This window comes from Calothrix sp. PCC 6303, assembly GCF_000317435.1.
Taxonomy (GTDB): Bacteria; Cyanobacteriota; Cyanobacteriia; order Cyanobacteriales; family Nostocaceae; genus PCC-6303.
In genome coordinates, this window is sequence record NC_019751.1 from 2,485,039 (window position 1) to 2,503,430 (window position 18,392).

The window sequence follows — 18,392 nt, forward strand, 5'->3', positions numbered from 1 at the left end:
CTGTTGACTTAGTTTTGAGATTCATCTTGGTTAATTTCCTTTTTTTTGTGTTTATTTGTAGCGGTAGGACTGCGGAAGTTGGGCAAATCCCCTAACACGGCGATAATCCCGGTGCGTCCAGTTTCTACAGTTGCATCACTTAACAATTCAAGGACAGTTACACTCAAAGTCTCTTCAATCAACTTTAGAAGCAATGGTTGGATTGCCTCGTCTAATTCGCTTCTAACTTGTTCAGCCAGTTCTTGAGACCCCGATTCTGCTAATAACTTTTCAGCTGGAGTGATGGAGTTTTCTAGTACAATTAGGAGATTGCGATCGCTAATTTGACAGGTGATCTTGCTGGGTTGGTGCCCTAGCTGCTCACGGTAGAAAGCTTGAATGCGCTGTGATAATGTCCGTTCTAGTTGACCACGAGTTTGAATTTGTGTTGTCATGGCTAAATTTTCTGAAATAATAGACTACTATGGACAAGCCAAAAGTTAAAATTAGACTCTGGAAGGTTGATGTATTTCCAATAAAATCTTTGGAGTCCAGATTAATTTGCTCTTTTTCTTTCGGGCTTTTAGGTTGTGACAGTAGTGTAGGCGATTATTGTTAAGACCATAGTTATTTTTGTCGGTTGTATAAATATTAGTCGTTGCTTTTAGTTAAGGGAACCATCCCAATGTAGTATCTTGGGAGGATTTGAGTAAATCTATAGGTATACATTTTGTGTGTTGTCTAACACATGGGGAATATCTGTGGGACTGATACATCGGTAGGTTCTAATTTAGTGGCAAACGTTTTGTGAATCGCTATTACTGCAAAAGTATAACCCCACTATTTAAAAAAAATTAGTGGGGTAGATCACTTATAGTTCCAACAAGGCTGATTTTAACCTTTAAATTAAATCTACTTTTTTAACTTAATTAAACGGCGTTTCCACGGGTTACTAATCCCCAGAGGAAGATTGCGACAATAGCCCCAATTACAGCAACGAATAAACCGGGAAGACTAAAAGTCGTACTTGCTAATGCTAAGGTTCCCGTCTGCACAAATGTCATGATGCTACCGCCGACAAAGGCACCGATAATACCCAAAATCATGGTTGAAAGAATACCACCACCTTGCCTACCAGGATAAATGGCTTTAGCTATTGCACCGGCGACTATTCCTAAAACGATCCAAGCTAGAAGATTCATGTTATTTTTCCTTTTCTATGTTGCTATCATCTTAGTTTTTCATGCCTTATTTATTCTTCTACCGGGGGAAGTAAATGTAATTAAATTAAGTATCTAATAAGGAATAGAAAACACAAGAAGCTTCAGCATGGCGTAAATAACTAGACCATTATTTGACCATGAAAGCCTTAGTAATAAACGGCTTTCCCCCACTGCCTACTCACTACTGCCTTGACGTACTAGGGTGAAAACTGTTGTAACTGGCACTACGCCACTGCTAATTCTGAGATACTGCGTCCCACTGCTGTGGCAATAGGTTTGAGACTATTTACTAATTCCAGCATTTCCTGTAAAGATAATGCCTGGGCGGCATCGGAAACTGATTTATCTGGTTCTGGGTGACATTCAATTATTAAACCATCAGCACCACAAGCGACTGCTGCTTTTGCCATGGGTGCCACTAATTCCCGTCTGCCGACAGCGTGGGAGGGATCGACAATTACGGGTAAATGGGTGATTTGTTTGAGTGCGGCAACTGCGGCTAAATCCAAAACGTTGCGGGTGTAGTTGTCGAAGCTGCGAATTCCCCGTTCACAAAGTACTACATCCAGGTTGCCATGACTCATGATGTACTCAGCAGCCATGACGAATTCTTCGATGGTAGCAGCTAAACCACGTTTGAGGAGAATTGGTTTACCTGCTTGTCCTAATTCTTTGAGTAAATCGAAATTTTGCATGTTGCGACTACCAACTTGCAGCATATCAGCATGGGATGCGATCGCGTGAATTTGGGAAATAGCCATTACCTCGGTGACAACGGGAAGATGGTATTTTTTACTAACTGCCGCTAAGATTTCTAATCCGGTTTCTCCCATCCCTTGGAATGCGTAGGGAGAGGTACGGGGTTTGTAAGCACCTCCACGCAAAGCTTGTACTGATGTAGTTGACAAATGTGCCGCTACTGTTTCCATTTGTTGGCGATTTTCCACCGTACAGGGACCACCAATAATCACCAATTCTTTACCACCGAAAGCAACTTGGGAATTGAGTTTGACGATGCTTTGGTGTTGAGGGTGGGATTTAGCGGCTAATTTAGCGTTAATCATGATTGCTAGTTTTCCTAAGTAAGTTTGATAGATAGAACAAAAAAAGCCCGAAACCATAATTTGTGGTTCCGGGCGATGGCATTTTCACGCAATAGCTATCTCCCGGAAGGATCTTGCCAGAAGTAAAACCAAAAGTAATAGCTATTGAATGAGATTGTTTGAAATGTCATGGTAGTCAATGAAACTTTGCTAATTTTTCCTCAAAAAACAAAAACCGCAGAGTACACTCTGCGGTTCACCGGGTAATTTCCGTATGGAAACTAGACTCACCCCCGGTGAACCAATCCATACCAAAAATAGAAGTAGTAATTTTTGTGGAACATTGATAAATTATTGAGAAAAATTAAAATAGTCGTAGATGGGGTTATCCTAACAAAACAAAACAGTAACGTCAATCCCCAAAAATGCTCCAGAAAGAATTGTAATTTTCTCAACAGCCCGATTCAATAAAAGCAGCGAAAAATCTTAGAGGATGGGGTTTCTACCCAAATTTTCTGATCAGTTAGTCAAAGTGTCATTTTTAATTCTGATTTTTGTGCAAAGCTCATGGTGGCTACTTCACAAGAAACTAAAAAGTTACCAATTGTCAACAGTGTATGGACAAACCATCTTCAATTTTGAGAAAAAACTTTCTGAAGTCAGGTTCTAAACGCCTAGCTTCATCTGTTGATTATCACGGTGTCTATCCTTGTCCTGTGTGCAGGGTTGGTAAAATTAGCCACATGCCAATGATGGAAGCAATGTCTTGTGACTTTTGTCAACAGATATTTACGGTTAATGTTGAGCAACAACAATTAAAGATGCCTGCACGACAACCTCCCTTAGTTTGGCGCTGGAATGGCTTTAGTTGGACAGAAGCCCATTTAGAAGGGATGGAACTTGGCTGGGGTTATGTTTGTGCGGCGATCGCATTTATCCTTCTACCCACTACTATTATTGGGGTGGTTGTGTATAATTTTCCCCCAGTTCCTGATGCTCCTTTGAGTTGGGTTCCTTATATTTGGATGGTGCTGACTTTTTTGTGCCATTTTGTAATTATTGCTTGGCTGTTTATTGAAATTTATCAAATCCCTGTACGAGCCTATCTCCAAGCAGTACGCGATCGCTTCTGGCTGTGGTAGCAACTTCTAGTACAACTTCATAATTCCCCAAGCTAAACTACGACAACTAAGTCAAACAAAACAAATCTAGAACTTACGCAATAACTACGAATTTACGTCATTGCGACGTAAGCATAAGCCCGTAGGGCTGGCTACACCTACTCAAAGTATCGTTTTCTCGTTACGATTGCGTCAGTCCTAAAATCAAAAAAATAGAGCCAAAGTTACTTTGGCTCTATTTTCTCTATCTATCAAGTGTGTTCTCTAACTTCTTCGTTCAGCAAACGAGGTGAAAACAAGGAGTGAAACCTTTCTGGAGACGGCTTAGTGGCTACCTCTAGAAAATTTTCGTTTTAGGTGCTTAGTCGGGGAAATAGGCTTAGATTTTGCCTATATTGTGCAAACCTAAGATAACACCTGCACCCAAAATATGTCCAAAACTAGTTGTAGCCAAAATTGCAGGCAAGCCAAAACCACCGAAGAAATTAGAAGCAGGAGCTGCTGGAGGGGCACTAGGATATTTCATGCCCGCTTTGCCCAGTGCGATCGCTACTATATTCGCAGCAACCATAATTCCCCCAACCACTGGACTCCATTCTAAACTTGAGGTTGTATCGGCAACAGTAGCTAGTAGAGTTGACATCAACATGTGCTTTTCTTCCTTGATTTACTTTGATGATGGAAATGATGTAGAATAAGCGGCTCGCAAATAAAGCTACCATCTGAAACAGTGTCAAAGCATCAAAAATAGGTCTTTTTGCTTTTGACTTCAGCATTGCAGTACTAGTATGTTTAATTATCAAAAAACCTCAATCAATAGCTAACATTTGCATCATTAATTAATATTTTTTCTTAATACTTCACCTTTAACGACTTTTTAACCATTCCACCAAAGAAAAATCTGTAGTGTGTGCTGGAATAAAATATAATTGGATAATAATTAGATAAGCTAGCTTTCGGGGGCATCCATCCCCAAAAACGTAGCACCCTGTATGAAGCACCTGTCGCCATAGATCCCCAGGGTACACATCCGTGGGAAATTTAGCGAAATTGCTCAAATTCTGTAGATTAATATAATCAACCCTTAACCAGAAATAACCAGGGAAAATCAGTAGATTTGAACAACCGATACAGATCAAATCAGGCTAGTACAACTTGATACAGGTAAAGCAACATTTAAAAACTCTACAAAGCTTATCAAATCGTCTTTCTTTTCAACCAAGACTTCTAACTTTTGATTACTTGTACCAAGAATCCCTCATTGCCTCTACCAACCAACAGACTCGCTTCAAATCAACTACATTAGCTCTGTATAAGCTATGACATCTTCTAAACCCGAAACTGAACTTGATCATGAAAACTCTTCGTCACCCCCAACACATAAACAGCGCTCAAAACAGTGGCTATGGTTATTACTACCCCTAATTGCATTATCAGGGGGAGTATTCCTAATTTGGCGTAATCTAACTTCTTCCCCACAAACATCCCAATCTGGCACCACACCACAACCCACCAACCTCTCACCAACACCAGTCAAATTATCCACAGTCCAAACTGGTACCGTAGAAGATAGTTCTGAATTTATTGCCCATCTGACTTCCAGCCGTTCTGTGGCGTTACAATCACAAATACAGGGTCAAGTCACTCAAATTTTTGTTCGTTCGGGAAGTATTATCAAGCAAGGTGCAACAGTTATACAAATCGATCCACCGCAGCAAATAGCCGCTATCAGTAGTGTAACTGCCGCAGCTTTAGTTACACAATCCCAGCTAGACAATGCTCGCAGCACACTCAATTCCTTAGAAACAGAACTCACATCAAGACAACTTGACGTAAAAACTAACCAGCAAGAATATGATAGGTATACCAAGCTTGCATCAGAAGGGGCTGTTTCCCGTCAAAATCGTGAACAGTATGCAAACCGTCTCAGTGCAGCCAAAATTGCCTTAAGTGCAGTGGAGTCAAAAATCCAATCACAACGTATCAGTGTTTCCCAAGCCGAAAAAGCTGTACAGCAAGCTCAAACAACTAATAAACAGCAGCAAAACCAACAACAATATTATCGCATCACCGCTCCCTTAACTGGCGTTGTTGGGAATATCTCAGTCAAAGTCGGAGACATCGTGAATAATTCCACCCAATTAGTCACAATTAGTCAAAATCAACCTTTAGAAGTGCAAATTTCTTTACCTATCGAACAATCTCGGCAGGTGCGTCAAGGTACTTTAGTGGAAATTTTAGATATTCAGGGTAAATTGATTGGTACCTCTTCCGTCGCTTCCATTGAGCCGAATGTCAATAATACGACTCCCTCAATGTTAGCAAAAGCATCCTACAATAACTCGAAAGGTGAGTTAAAAGCCGAGCAATTTGTACGGACAAGATTAATTTGGAATCAACGTCCGGGTATATTAGTTCCTGCTGCAGCGATATCAAGAGTTGGAGGAGAGACTTTTGTTTACCTAGCTCAAACCCAACCAACTTCTGAGTTAATTGCCCGTAAGCAATCTGTGAAGCTGGGCAAAATCAAAGGTAATAAATACCCAGTTATAGAAGGTTTGGAAACAGGAACACAAGTAGTTACTTCTGGTTTGGAAAGATTAAGTGATGGTGAGTCGATTGTAGTTGAGCAGAAATGAACCTTGTATAGGTTGAATACCATGTTTATCCCCACCTAGCTATTGGAATTAGAGAAATTAACCCAGGATTCCCAAAATACGTAAATTGCCAAAATTCCTAAAAAGATTCGCAATGTTAAGCGAACTATATGCTCTGGTAATTTTGGTAACGCCCTGGTACTTAGTTGCGCTCCAATTACACCACCAAATCCTAAAATCAAACCAGGTAAAAAGAGAATATTCCCCTCAAAACTATGTCCTAGGGAAGCTGCAAAGGCTGTAATTACAATTACCCCCAAACTAGTTTGAATGGCTGCTTTGATTGGTTCCCCTAGTAAGAGTATTTGTAGTGGCACCATAACTGTACCTCCCCCTAAACCAAATAAACCAGCCATGATTCCGGCGATGCTTCCTGTACTAATTGTCGAGATTAGGGAGTTAAAGCTTGGTTCGATAGATATGCTACTCTCTCCAACACTAGCAACAACAGGATTTAGTATTGGTGTGAGTGATGCGGTTTGTTCTGTGTGACTAACTAACTGCTTACGTAGTTCAATTAAGTAGATATTCATCACCAAAATCACGCCAAAAGCAGCCAAGATGACATATGGGGGAATACGACTAGCAAAATATACCCCGATTCCGGTGGTGATAAAGGCAGGAATCCCTAAAAACATAATTTTTCGGAAACTGAGATAACCCATCAACCAGTTTTGGATACTACCAGATATGGAAGTCATAACAATGAACAAACTGCTAGTAGCGATCGCTTGAACCGGAGAATAACCTAATGCAATCATCAACGGGATAGTAACTATACCTCCACCAATTCCCAAAAGTCCAGATATCACCCCAGAAACTAAACCCCCGGTACCCAAAATCAACCAACTATAACTATCCATGCACCCGTTCCCCCATTAAATTTTGGTCAAGCCAATGTACTAAATGTATTACTCAGATCCTGGTAGACAATAAAGTTATTTTCCCCTACCTCCCCTGCTCCCCTGCCTCCCTACCCCACCACTGTCACAGGGTGACTCACAACACCCCCATACAGTAATCCCCCGTCATTCCACGGAACAGTTAATGGTTGGGTGTTTCCCTTACTATCAGTGGCACGAGCTTGGAGGATATATTTACCAGGTATAGGGTGCCAATCGATATCCCAGCGCACCCATGCGTAAGGTAAATTGGGTTCTTGCATTCTTGCTAGTTGCCAAGTATTCCCACCATTTAAACTCACTTCCACACGGCGAATATTTCCTAAACCTGACCAAGAACGCCCTCGCAACAGATATTTTTTTGCTACTAAGGTGGTATCCCAAGGTAATTCAAAGGCACTTTTCACGTTTTGGTAGGTGACTAATTTACCTTGATATTTTTCTGCAACTGGGTAATCTGCACCTTTTAAAACCATTTGTTCTGTCACCCAAGGGGTATATATAGGTGATTCAGAAACTACTATTTCCGTAATCCATTTGACATGTGCATTACCTGACCATCCTGGTAAAATTACTCGACAGGGACGACCATGATCTGGGGGTAAGGGTTCACCGTTCATGGCATATGCTAGGAGTGAATCGGCTGACTTTGCCTTAGCGATGGGAATAACACTGTTGAAGTTGGATGTGTTTGTTCCTTTACCATCGAGGGAATCTAAATCAGCACCAATAACTTGGACATCACGGGCTGTTGACTTTACCTTGGCAAGTTCTAATAATGTCGCTAAAGGTACACCAGTCCATTCTGCGACCCCAATTGCACCTAAGCGCCAGTTAGCACCGGGAACCGGACGATTGTATGCTTCTTCAAAGAACCGTCTACCGTTAGCTGTACATTCAATCGCACAGATAACCGAACGGGATGACATAGTGATAACTTGGTCATAACTAAGGCTGCAAGGTTGAGCCACGCCAGTTCCGGAAATCTTTAGTTGCCAAGTTGCCGGGTCAAAAGCTGGCGGGGCGCTACGATTATGCACATAAAATAAACTGTTGGGAACAATGTAACCACGTTGATACATTTCCCCCCAATTCATTTCCAATGTTCCTTGACTATGGGAAATATAATTTGCTGGTACTGCTTTGACTATTTTTTGGGGTTTGATGATAGTTTCGGCACGCGCTGATGATGAAAAACCAGTGATTATACTTCCTCCAACTGTGGCGGCTAATATTTGGAGAAAATGCCTTTTGGATATCTGATGTTCGCGGCTTTTCTGATAAATATACTCATCAATCCGAGATTTGAGATAGTCCTCTTGCTCAAATAGTTCTTTTTCACTCAAGGTTACTGAACTCCCGTAAATATAAAATCAACTACCTACACTGAAGTGATGGTATTATCTTGGAAATGATAGTATTGGAGATTACTGTAAAAATTTACAGCAAAGCATATATCAACACAATATGTCTTCAGGTAGTTGAAAATTAGGGATTATTTTGCTTGCAGCTAAAAATTAAACTTTAGAGGCTCAATATTCACTCAACATCTTTGCTCTAACTCGTTCCTTGTCTCCGGGCAAGGAATACAGATTTGGAGGCTCCTGCCTCCAGTCTGGGCTACGGTCAACCACCACTTATTTTAGCTTTGTAACCTAACTTAATTAAAATTTCTAAAATCTTCTGTTTGTGATCGCCTTGGATTTCGATTTCGTTCTCTTTCAATGCTCCACCACTACCGCATTGAGCTTTTAATTGTTTTAATAATGCCTGTAAAGTCTCCGTGTTAGTCTCAAATCCAGTAATCACAGTTACAGTTTTACCCTTACGTCCAGCTCTAGTGGCTTGCACGCGGACATTTTGCTTTTCTGGTGGTAAATCTGGTGTTCCCCGTTCCAAAGCTGGTGAATTATCATCACCAAATTCGCGCCAAGAAAAACCACTTCCTGAAGAATTACCTTTTTTGGGAGTCATAAATTGAGTTGGAAATCTGACCGTAATTGAATTTTAATTTTATCCTTTATTGTTTCAACTTACCCCTTGTCCCCTCTGACTGCCTATAATTAAGGTCGTGCTGTAAATTGCCAAGAGTTAGCCGTGACCATTACACCCATCAACCCAAACTTCCAAAATACACAACGTCCGGATGCATTAGGACGTTTCGGACGCTTCGGTGGAAAATATGTCCCCGAAACTCTGATGCCTGCATTAGCTGAATTAGAAACTGCTTATTACCAGTATCGTAACGAACAGGGGTTTCAAGCAGAATTGCAGGGTTTATTGCGGGATTATGTGGGACGTGCCACACCGCTTTATTTTGCCGAACGTTTGACTCAACATTATGCTCGTCCTGATGGTAGTGGGGCGCAGATTTACTTAAAGCGTGAAGACTTAAATCATACTGGCGCTCACAAAATTAATAATGCCATTGGTCAGGTGTTATTGGCTAAAAGGATGGGCAAAAAAAGAATTATTGCCGAAACTGGTGCGGGACAACATGGTGTCGCCACTGCTACAGTGTGCGCTCGCTTTGGTTTGGAATGTGTGATTTACATGGGTGTTCATGATATGGAACGCCAAGCCCTAAATGTGTTTCGGATGCGCTTGATGGGGGCTGAAGTTCGCCCGGTGGAGTCGGGAACTGGAACTTTGAAGGATGCAACTTCAGAGGCGATTCGTGATTGGGTAACAAACGTGGAAAGCACCCACTATATTCTTGGTTCTGTGGCTGGACCCCATCCTTATCCGATGATGGTAAGGGATTTTCATGCTGTGATTGGGGAAGAAACTCGCGCCCAAGCAATGGAAAAATGGGGTGGGTTGCCGGATATCCTCATGGCTTGCGTGGGTGGTGGTTCCAATGCCATGGGGTTATTTCACGAGTTTATTAATGAATCCAGTGTCCGAATCATTGGTGTGGAAGCCGCAGGCTTTGGTGTAAATACTGATAAACATGCAGCAACTTTAACCAAGGGTAAAGTGGGTGTGTTACATGGAGCAATGAGTTATTTATTACAGGATGAAGAAGGTCAAGTAATTGAACCACACTCAATTAGTGCTGGTTTAGATTATCCTGGTGTTGGTCCAGAACATAGCTTTTTGAAAGATTATGGACGTGCTGAATATTACAGCGTTACAGATCAAGAAGCTTTAGACGCATTTCAGCGGTTATCAAAATTGGAAGGAATTATTCCAGCCTTAGAAACCTCACACGCGATCGCATATCTCGAACAACTCTGTCCCCAGCTTACTGGTAATCCCCGCATTGTCATCAACTGCTCAGGACGTGGTGATAAAGATGTTCAATCTGTAATTAAATATCTTAATCTCTGATTTTACTCATTAAACATCTATGGAAAATCTTAGATGTTTATTACCACATCATGACAGTTTTGAGAAGCACATCCCCGACTTATTTAAAAGTAAGTTGGGGATTATCTTAATACTATTTCAAATTTATAGCTGTAGCCATTTTTATTAGGATATTTATCTGTTCCCAGTTCCCTTTTAAACAAATATTTATGACATAACCTAGATGTCCACTGCTATATCTTGGATATCCTAATTACAAAAAGCCATTCTAAAAGTAATTAGAATGGCAACTGTGATATTTGAAATATGACGATAAAATTGATAAAAATTAACAGGCAGGTTCAAAACTTGCCAGTACATTTTGAATAGCATCCCAAGTCATTGAGCCAACAATGCCGTCAGCTTCCAAACCTTGAGAAGACTGAAAATCTTCAACAGCATATTGAGTGTTATCACCAAAAATGCCGTCAACGTCCAAATCATAACCAAAATTATTTAAACACTCTTGTAGGTAAATAACATTATCTCCATCTGAACCGTGACTCAAATAAGTTTCCATAAAATTCTATGTCCTCCACTATGTAATTAAATTCAAGCAGCCAATATTAGTTGTAAGTTTTGTTTATGAAGTTGGCTGATATGCTTACATGATGACGGCAAATAAATATAAACTACTTGAGTAAATACACGCAATTTAACATCTACTATTCATATTGATTACTAATCTAATTGTTGTTGTTAAACTTGAATAAATTATCTATATTTATCCGGAAAAAATGCATCTTTCAAACTTAAGGAAACTGTGGATTTCATTAAATTTTGTTAACTTAATAGAATACAAGTGTAAGTAAGTAGGCGGAAATAAACGGAACTATGTAACAGAATGTAAATTCATCTCAAAGCCTTACCCCTACTCACTACTCCCTGAGCAGAACGATAATTTTTTCTACCCACCTACTTAATTACTCTTTGGTTTAAATTGTAGCGACAAATTAGGAAATCAGTCCGGTAGAATGACTTTCAAGGAGAAATAAACAAAATTGCTTCTACCGAACTGATGCTTGATGCTAATTTTTATTCACATTTCTTGTTGGTGCTAAAACTATGAGAAAATCAACTTCTTCCCGTTCTGGGTCAGCGGTAGATGTAGCACTGATACTATAAATTGAGCCGATAGCTTGTTTAAAAATACGGAAGTTTGGATCTTGAGTATATTGTGATGGTATAAGACCATAAGCCCATGACAAAACAGATCCCATATTCAGGTAGAAATATCCTTGGTTAGGGCGAGGGAAAGATTTGGTTGCAGTGATAAAGTTGTAATTCGTGGTTAGAGAACTTTGGGGCTTGGGAACTAAATCAGCGATCGCACTCTGTCCAGTGGTCAATATAATGGTGTTATCTTCCATCCAACTATATGCCACCAAGCTTTGAGATGGCTCTCCAACTTTCAAGCTGGTGACTGCTTGTCCTTTAATATCAGTTTCGTTAACCTTTAGTTGTGAGACTTCTGTCAGTTTCTTGATGGCTTTATCAGCACTGCTGCGGTTACTAGTTTGCAGTGCAATCCCAATACCCAAGTTAAAGTTGGGAACAAACGATTGGATAAATCCGCCTTTGGTGGGATAGGCAAAAAGAGCATATTCCCCATCCATCCAACTCATGATATCCTTGTCGAAGTCTAAGCCGACACTGGTTTTGACAAATTTGCGGAATTCATCTAAACCTTTCTTCAATTCTGGTCGGGTAGAAAATGCTGTGGAAATAGTTTGCCAAACAAAGTTGAGATTGCGTCCCGAAAATGAGTAGTAGGTGGTGCCAGGTAAACGTGATAAAATCGTTTCGGTTTTGTTGGTGGTTTCGATTCCATTGTCAGATTTTGGTTGCTGACGGTAAGAATTGATTTGCAACCGTAAACCCTCTGGTTGTTGAGTCACAAACCCGTTAACACTGGAGTATTCTTTGAGAGCTTCAAAGTTGAAAGATTTGTCATCAAAGGGGTTGGGAGGTAAAGGTATACCTTCTGTTTTGGGGATTTGAGTTAACAAATCATCATATATATCTTTAATTAAAGGTATAAATTCTGGGATATTTTCGTAAATCCCAAATAGGGTGGTGTTAACTTGGGGATTTTGGAGTGTGGGTTGAAAGCGGGGACTTGCTGCAAGGGTGGGAATGCCACCTTCACGCATATCGATTACCCGTTCGATGGGCTTGCTACTGTTACCAGTTAAAACGTATCCTGGAACGGAAGCGATCGCTAAAATTCTTGACTTCTTAGCTGGTAATGGTTTCTTAATTGCTTTGGCTGCTGGCTCTTTTTTCGTGGGTGGCTTTTCCAACTGAGGTACTTCAATTTTAATTTCCGTAATCTTCACACCCTTATATTCTCTTTCTGTAGTATTTTCTTTGTTGGATGTGATTAAATCAATAAATGGCTGTACCTTTGCCATATTTTTGATGGGAACAATAATCACAGAAGTTTCTTCAAGGGTTACGGGTGTAGAACCTACCTTCGGCATGAAGGCAACTACAGCCTGTTCACCTAGCCAAGATTGAACATCTTTGACATAATCTAAGTTAGTACCTGCTGGAATAAATGTTTTAATGGCATCTTCAGCCATTTTAAACAATTGGAAGCGATTTAAATCACTCCAGGCTGATATTTTAGTACTAACTATCCCGATTAAAGGAGTATTTTCTGGTAACATCTTCGCTATTTCAGCGATGTTTCCCCCAGTGGATGGTGGTGCGGTTTCTGTTGCTTGTTCAGGGTTTACAGGGATTGATGGCTGATCGGATGTATTATTTACTGGGTTAGAATTAGTATCTTCGCTGATTTTTTTGCCAGATATCTGCGCTGAAGCTTCAGACAAATTTTTATTTGTAGTCAGTATCTTATTTAACTCTGCTGCACTTGCTGGTGAACAGAGTAAAAAACTCATAGTTACTGCTGTTCCCGCTTTGATAAAGAATTTCATTCTGTCCACCGCTAGTTAGTTATGTATCTCTTTTTCTTCCTAACATAAGAAAACATCAAACACCCCTAGTGATATCTCGTAAGATGTCAGGTATGCGTGATTTCTAGTCAAGAATTAACTGTTGATTTAACCCAAATACCAATTTAAAGATACATAACCAAAATACCAGATTCCGAATTACCATTACCATCTAAAAAAACTTCCATAATTACCCTTAAGGGTACCCGTTAGAATCCGGAATTGTACTGAAATTTGTTGTTGATTTTCTCTAGAACAATAAAAATATAGAGAAAATCCTCATGTTAGACCTACAAGCAGTTAATAATTCCAATATTCGTAACTATGATATCATTACTTTTGGCGATGAGTTACCTGGTATTTTCGCTTTAGTTTGTGCGGCGAGGGAATATTACCGTCGCACAAATAAGTATCCTCGTTCCCTATTACTATTTAAAGGGAATTCTCAGTTAGGTATTGGTGGTCATTTAGTGCGAGGTGCTTTGTCTTACCTTGACCGCTCAGTAGTTCCTGCTGATATCCGAAAGCTTCATAAAATCGGCATTTATGGTGAATCATCGAAAATTTATCAGGAATTTTTAACCAAAGCTGAAGTTACTCAAGTTGCCTTAGATACCCGCAAAGCAGATGCAGTTTTACGGGGGATGTTGAAGGAAGTAAAAGCAGATATTTTAAGCAATATTGAAATTGAATCTGTGACTAAATCTGGTTCCAAAATCACAGCAATTCGTCTCACCAAAGGCGAAATTTACACAGCCAAGCAATTTATTGATGCTACAATTAATGCCGAGTTAGCTCAATTCAGTGGAGCGAAAAAACTCAAGGGATTTGAAACATTTGGTTTACCAAGTTCGGAACTTTCAGTCACACTCACCTTTGAAACTCAAGGATTGACAGTGGAAAAGCTGAAAGACTTGGAAATGCAATATATGCAGCGATTAGCTAACCCTAATGATGCAGTTGCCCAAAACTGGATGAAAGTTGCTGCGGGTGGGGATAGCGAGCGTTTTTCCCAACTTCGAGAAGCATTTAGCAAAAATCAGCATGACCTCAGTAAAATTGCGATGTATGCAGGTAGCGATTATATTGATGTTCGCAGTTACGCTTTATCCATCGTCTACCATGGTTTCCGAGGTACAGCTTTATCTTTAGATCAAAGTCGCGCTCTTTTAGATAAGGCAAATATTGCCATATTGGAGAACGGGAGAATGTCTTGGAATGCACTTCTATTCGATGTTTCGGCTGATGAAGCCGAGAATTTAGCCCGTGGTAATGCGAAACCCACAGCCGCGATGTTAGAGGAGATGCAACATCTCATCAAGTGGTTTAAAAGCTTAGGTGCTACCACTGTCACACCTGCACCAGAATTATACATTCGTCATGCCGGAAACATCACAGGAGTAATTGACCCCCTCACAGGTACTGAAATGCTTCAAGGTGGTGTATCTCCCCAAGAAGCAATTGGTACTTTTGGCTACCACTTTGATGTCCGAGGTGGAATTGCAGGGCTTGGTACCAGGGCAACTGAGAAAGGCATGGGAAATCTGTTGTTCTTTCAATTACCAGTACCCCTATTTAATGTCGGGATTCAACACACATTATTGCGAAATATCGACAACTTAGCCGTAATTAGTCCTGCATCCGGATTTGAAGGTTATGCTTGTTCGGCAGGAAGAATTGTGGAGTTTAACTGTGCAGTTGCCCAAGGAATCGGGATTGCAGTAGTGACTTCTATTTTAAGCGATCGCGCTCTCAATGAAATCTCTAATTTGGAAGTTCGCAATATTTTAGCAAGTACTGGCAGTTTACCAAAAATCTACGGTCAATCCCATCCAAAACAGGATGACATAGCACAGCTAGATAGATTTGAAAATGGCATGTCAGCATAATTATGATGTGGAGACGCGATATATCGCATCTCTACATTTAGGGACTTCCAATTTAAAAAATCCTCATGTGGTGCGGGCTTCTAGCCTGTTCCACCAGTGCACCTATTGGGAAATTATTTTGTTGGAATTCCCTTATTTAATTTTCTTTTTTCTCTTCTGGACATTTCGTCGCGTCTTCCTTACATTCCTTTGCTTTTTCCAGTATCACCTTAACTTTCTCCCGAATTTCTTGGTGTTTGGCAACACCTTCGTAAGCATAGCGGTTGTAACCATTGCGGGATATTGTTTCCTCCAAATAGCTAACTCTTTCATTACCTCCAGGGTGCGATGATACCCAGGTTGGGGGTGAATTTTTTTGCTCTTTTTTGAGAGTTGCCATCAGGTTTCGCAATCCATCGGCTGCATATCCAGATGTGACAAGAATACGGGTGCCTAACATATCTGCTTGACGTTCCATGTCCCGGCTATAACTAAGCCCAAATAGCTGTCCCACCGTACCACCTAATGGTAAATACTGAGTCACATTAGAAATTAAATTACCTTGAGTCACAAGTTGAAAACCATGGGAAAGCACTACATGGGACAATTCATGACCAATCAAACCAGCCAATTCAGCCTCTGATTTGGTTTTAGCGATCGCGCCAGCGTTCAAAAAGACTTTACCACCTGGGAGGGCAAAAGCGTTTAAATCGGGTTCGGGAATGACGAAAAATTCATATTTGAATTCATCACGTCCAGCAACCTTAGCTAATTTCTGCCCAATATCATTAACATAGGTATTAACTGTTTCATCTTTCACCAAATCAAGCTGCTTTTTCGCTTGCTTTGCCACCGACTCACCAATCGATTGTTCACCTTGGAATAAGAGTATTGTAGAATCGAGGGCGGAAAAAGGTCCTAACAAACTACCCGTCACCGCATATCCTAAAGCACCCGTGAGGATATTAGCGATCGCATTCCCGCGAATCTCCCCTCTAATGTATGATTTATATTGTTTGAGGTGTTTATCGGCTAACTGCGTAAATTCTGGTGCTAAGGAATTATTAGGATTCAAAATCGCATATTGCCTAGCTGCCAAAGAAGCTTCCATCCACTTTTTCGCATCCGCTAAAGCATCTACACGCGCTTTCACTAAATCAGGCTGATTGGGATATAAAGATGCAGCCCTTTCTAAGACTTGGAGTGACTTCTTCTCATCCCCATATTTTTTCAACTCCTCAGCATATCTTATATGACCGGGGATAAATTGTGGTACCTGCTGCACCAGTAAATCCAAAGGAACTAAAGTGCGAGTTTGTAACTTCTTAGCAATTCCCGCTTCCGCTTCTCGCCAATATACCTTACCTGCTGGTGTCAACTGTTCAGCATCAGTAATTGCAGGTTGACGCGGTTCATCTTTAGTAGATGTCTGCGAAAAAGGTTCCTTTGCTTCCCGGTAAAGCTTCTCAGCTTCTGCGAGATTTCCTGCCAAATATAGTTTATCCGCTTCAATTAACTTTTGCTGACGAGCTAATTCCTCCGGAGTTGGTGCAGCTTCCTCTACTTTCTCTTGGGGTTTTTTCTTAGCTTCATCTTCAGATTCCGGTTTTTTAACTTCCTCAGGAATTTGCTGCTGTGAAGGACTTTTAGAATTATCTTTAGTTGTAGTAACTTGATCTAAAACTGGTGGTGCAAATAAATAATCGAAATCATCTGATATTGTACCTCCTTGATTGGGAACAGAATTCAGTGATTCCTCAGTCACAGGAAAAATCACAGGTTCCTTCGCAGGAGTAATTAAAGGTTGTGTCAAAATCACAGATATAGAAGTTCCCACCGAGAGTAATACCCAGTTAAAGGAAAGAAACAGTGACTTCCATCTACGTTTCATAATTAAGGGTTGATTTTTTAAAATAGGCTCTTTTCTACACTGTATGCTTAGAAACAGAATCGAGATGCACTCACCACGAAAACTTCACTAAATTCATGAATCAACTAGACATTCTTATCCTTTCCAATGGTCCCGGTGAAGTTGCCACATGGGTGCGTCCCGTTGTCAAGGTGCTACGACAAAAACTTGGAAACGATACATCCCAAGTCCGTATATCAGTAATTCTCTCACCCTGTCCCAATGCCAGCGGCAAAGAAGCAGATATTCTTAATTCTTACCCAGAAGTGGATCGAGTGCAAGCCGCTACAGACTTCTTTCCCTTTCTCCTGTGGGGAAAAACCAGAGAAAACTGGGATTGGAGAAACAAAGGAATCGTCATCTTTTTGGGAGGAGATCAATTTTTCCCCGTCATCATTGGTAAAAGACTGGGATACAAAACCATTATCTACGCCGAATGGGATGCAAGGTGGCATAATCTCATTGATCGATTTGCCGTCATGAAACCCGAAACCATGGCAAAAGTTGCACCAAAATACAAAGATAAATTTACCGTAGTTGGCGACCTCATTTCCGAAACAGCAACATTTATCCCAGAATCCAACATTGCAAACCAAACAGAAACCCTAATTGGCATCCTTCCCGGATCAAAACCAGCCAAACTAGCTCAAGGTGTACCATTAACATTAGCGATCGCGCAACACATCCACACCCACAAACCCGAAATAAAATTCATCATCCCCGTAGCACCAACCCTCAACTTCGAGACACTACTAAATTTCGCCAATCCCGAAACAAACCCCATCGCTAACTACTTTGGATTTCAAGGTGCAACCCTAATTCAGCACCTCGAAGGATACAACTACCCAGTACTCAAAACCACCACAGGCTTAATAGTTCAACTTTATACCCCAAGTCCCGCCTACGACATACTTTCACAAACCAGTATTTGCCTCACCACCGTTGGGGCAAACACCGCAGAACTCGGTTCCCTTGCCATTCCCATGGTAGTCCTTCTGCCCACCCAACAACTCGACGCAATGCGTTCTTGGGACGGCATACTCGGTATCCTTGCTAACCTACCAGGAATAGGTACCAACTTCGCCAAACTCATCAACTGGTGGTTTTTGCGTCGTCGAGGCTTACTAGCATGGCCCAACATCTGGGCACAACAAGAAATAGTACCCGAACTCATCGGTAAACTCAACCCCCACCAAGTGGGAGAACAAGTCCTCGACTACCTCAACAACCCCGAAAAACTCGAAAAAATGCGCCAACAGCTGCGTCAAATTAGAGGAGAAACAGGTGCAGCAGAGAAACTAGTCAACATCGTCCAACAAGAAATTGCCAACACCCAAAACCTCTCAAAAACCGACTCCGCGTAACTCTGCGCTTACCTC

At 40.9% G+C, this 18,392-nt stretch carries 15 protein-coding genes; 5 read left to right on the plus strand and 10 right to left on the minus strand.

Going from position 1 to position 18,392, the window contains the following annotated elements:
- Positions 1-8 precede the first annotated feature (8 nt).
- From CAL6303_RS10145 to aroF, 3 genes are all read right to left on the minus strand, one after another.
- Complete coding sequence (locus tag CAL6303_RS10145; protein WP_015197761.1) at positions 9-434, minus strand: DUF2294 domain-containing protein; 426 nt, start codon at positions 432-434, stop codon at positions 9-11.
- A gap of 474 nt (positions 435-908) precedes the next feature.
- A complete protein-coding gene (locus tag CAL6303_RS10150) occupies positions 909-1,181 on the minus strand; it encodes a GlsB/YeaQ/YmgE family stress response membrane protein (protein ID WP_015197762.1) in 273 nt (90 codons plus the stop codon).
- A gap of 245 nt (positions 1,182-1,426) precedes the next feature.
- Positions 1,427-2,266, minus strand: a complete 840-nt coding sequence (gene aroF / locus CAL6303_RS10155; protein ID WP_015197763.1) for a 3-deoxy-7-phosphoheptulonate synthase — start codon at positions 2,264-2,266, stop codon at positions 1,427-1,429.
- A 596-nt stretch (positions 2,267-2,862) separates the two neighbouring features.
- On the opposite strand from aroF, the gene CAL6303_RS10160 reads away from it, so the two are divergent.
- Entirely contained in the window at positions 2,863-3,387 is a 525-nt protein-coding gene (locus tag CAL6303_RS10160) for a hypothetical protein (protein WP_015197764.1), read from the plus strand.
- 358 nt (positions 3,388-3,745) lie between these two features.
- Here CAL6303_RS10160 and psaK read toward each other — a convergent pair whose 3' ends face one another.
- The gene (gene psaK, locus CAL6303_RS10165; RefSeq protein ID WP_015197765.1) at positions 3,746-4,015 is read right to left on the minus strand and encodes a photosystem I reaction center subunit PsaK; all 270 of its coding nucleotides are present in this window, start codon (positions 4,013-4,015) and stop codon (positions 3,746-3,748) included.
- Positions 4,016-4,685: 670 nt separating this feature from the next.
- Between psaK and CAL6303_RS10170 the strand changes: the two genes are divergently transcribed.
- Positions 4,686-6,005, plus strand: a complete 1,320-nt coding sequence (locus CAL6303_RS10170) for an efflux RND transporter periplasmic adaptor subunit (RefSeq protein WP_015197766.1) — start codon at positions 4,686-4,688, stop codon at positions 6,003-6,005.
- A 35-nt stretch (positions 6,006-6,040) separates the two neighbouring features.
- Here the strand turns inward: CAL6303_RS10170 and CAL6303_RS10175 are convergent, their stop codons facing one another.
- From CAL6303_RS10175 to CAL6303_RS10185, 3 genes are all read right to left on the minus strand, one after another.
- Positions 6,041-6,886: a sulfite exporter TauE/SafE family protein gene (locus tag CAL6303_RS10175; RefSeq protein WP_015197767.1), complete on the minus strand. Its 846-nt coding sequence runs from the start codon at positions 6,884-6,886 to the stop codon at positions 6,041-6,043.
- Between the two features lie 110 nt (positions 6,887-6,996).
- Complete coding sequence (locus CAL6303_RS10180; RefSeq protein ID WP_015197768.1) at positions 6,997-8,271, minus strand: sulfite oxidase; 1,275 nt, start codon at positions 8,269-8,271, stop codon at positions 6,997-6,999.
- Between the two features lie 280 nt (positions 8,272-8,551).
- Positions 8,552-8,899: a translation initiation factor gene (locus CAL6303_RS10185; protein WP_015197769.1), complete on the minus strand. Its 348-nt coding sequence runs from the start codon at positions 8,897-8,899 to the stop codon at positions 8,552-8,554.
- A 123-nt stretch (positions 8,900-9,022) separates the two neighbouring features.
- Between CAL6303_RS10185 and trpB the strand changes: the two genes are divergently transcribed.
- The gene (gene trpB, locus CAL6303_RS10190) at positions 9,023-10,258 is read left to right on the plus strand and encodes a tryptophan synthase subunit beta (RefSeq protein WP_015197770.1); all 1,236 of its coding nucleotides are present in this window, start codon (positions 9,023-9,025) and stop codon (positions 10,256-10,258) included.
- A gap of 307 nt (positions 10,259-10,565) precedes the next feature.
- Here the strand turns inward: trpB and CAL6303_RS10195 are convergent, their stop codons facing one another.
- Together CAL6303_RS10195 and CAL6303_RS10200 are read right to left on the minus strand one after the other, a co-directional pair.
- On the minus strand, positions 10,566-10,796 hold the full coding sequence (locus CAL6303_RS10195; RefSeq protein ID WP_015197771.1) for a peptidoglycan-binding domain-containing protein: 231 nt from the start codon (positions 10,794-10,796) through the stop codon (positions 10,566-10,568).
- Positions 10,797-11,304: 508 nt separating this feature from the next.
- Positions 11,305-13,218: a DUF3352 domain-containing protein gene (locus CAL6303_RS10200; RefSeq protein WP_015197772.1), complete on the minus strand. Its 1,914-nt coding sequence runs from the start codon at positions 13,216-13,218 to the stop codon at positions 11,305-11,307.
- Positions 13,219-13,517: 299 nt separating this feature from the next.
- On the opposite strand from CAL6303_RS10200, the gene CAL6303_RS10205 reads away from it, so the two are divergent.
- Entirely contained in the window at positions 13,518-15,125 is a 1,608-nt protein-coding gene (locus CAL6303_RS10205) for an FAD-dependent oxidoreductase (RefSeq protein WP_015197773.1), read from the plus strand.
- A gap of 136 nt (positions 15,126-15,261) precedes the next feature.
- Here the strand turns inward: CAL6303_RS10205 and CAL6303_RS10210 are convergent, their stop codons facing one another.
- The gene (locus CAL6303_RS10210) at positions 15,262-16,995 is read right to left on the minus strand and encodes a M48 family metallopeptidase (protein WP_015197774.1); all 1,734 of its coding nucleotides are present in this window, start codon (positions 16,993-16,995) and stop codon (positions 15,262-15,264) included.
- Between the two features lie 95 nt (positions 16,996-17,090).
- Between CAL6303_RS10210 and CAL6303_RS10215 the strand changes: the two genes are divergently transcribed.
- Entirely contained in the window at positions 17,091-18,377 is a 1,287-nt protein-coding gene (locus tag CAL6303_RS10215) for a hypothetical protein (RefSeq protein ID WP_015197775.1), read from the plus strand.
- The last annotated feature ends 15 nt before the right edge of the window (positions 18,378-18,392 follow it).

Coding starts and splice junctions, on each gene's coding strand:
- CAL6303_RS10145 (WP_015197761.1), bottom strand. CDS start 434: ATGACAACACAAATTCAAACTCGTGGTCAACTAGAACGGACATTATCA.
- CAL6303_RS10150 (WP_015197762.1), bottom strand. CDS start 1,181: ATGAATCTTCTAGCTTGGATCGTTTTAGGAATAGTCGCCGGTGCAATA.
- aroF (WP_015197763.1), bottom strand. CDS start 2,266: ATGATTAACGCTAAATTAGCCGCTAAATCCCACCCTCAACACCAAAGC.
- CAL6303_RS10160 (WP_015197764.1), top strand. CDS start 2,863: ATGGACAAACCATCTTCAATTTTGAGAAAAAACTTTCTGAAGTCAGGT.
- psaK (WP_015197765.1), bottom strand. CDS start 4,015: ATGTTGATGTCAACTCTACTAGCTACTGTTGCCGATACAACCTCAAGT.
- CAL6303_RS10170 (WP_015197766.1), top strand. CDS start 4,686: ATGACATCTTCTAAACCCGAAACTGAACTTGATCATGAAAACTCTTCG.
- CAL6303_RS10175 (WP_015197767.1), bottom strand. CDS start 6,886: ATGGATAGTTATAGTTGGTTGATTTTGGGTACCGGGGGTTTAGTTTCT.
- CAL6303_RS10185 (WP_015197769.1), bottom strand. CDS start 8,899: ATGACTCCCAAAAAAGGTAATTCTTCAGGAAGTGGTTTTTCTTGGCGC.
- CAL6303_RS10195 (WP_015197771.1), bottom strand. CDS start 10,796: ATGGAAACTTATTTGAGTCACGGTTCAGATGGAGATAATGTTATTTAC.
- CAL6303_RS10200 (WP_015197772.1), bottom strand. CDS start 13,218: ATGAAATTCTTTATCAAAGCGGGAACAGCAGTAACTATGAGTTTTTTA.
- CAL6303_RS10205 (WP_015197773.1), top strand. CDS start 13,518: ATGTTAGACCTACAAGCAGTTAATAATTCCAATATTCGTAACTATGAT.
- CAL6303_RS10210 (WP_015197774.1), bottom strand. CDS start 16,995: ATGAAACGTAGATGGAAGTCACTGTTTCTTTCCTTTAACTGGGTATTA.
- CAL6303_RS10215 (WP_015197775.1), top strand. CDS start 17,091: ATGAATCAACTAGACATTCTTATCCTTTCCAATGGTCCCGGTGAAGTT.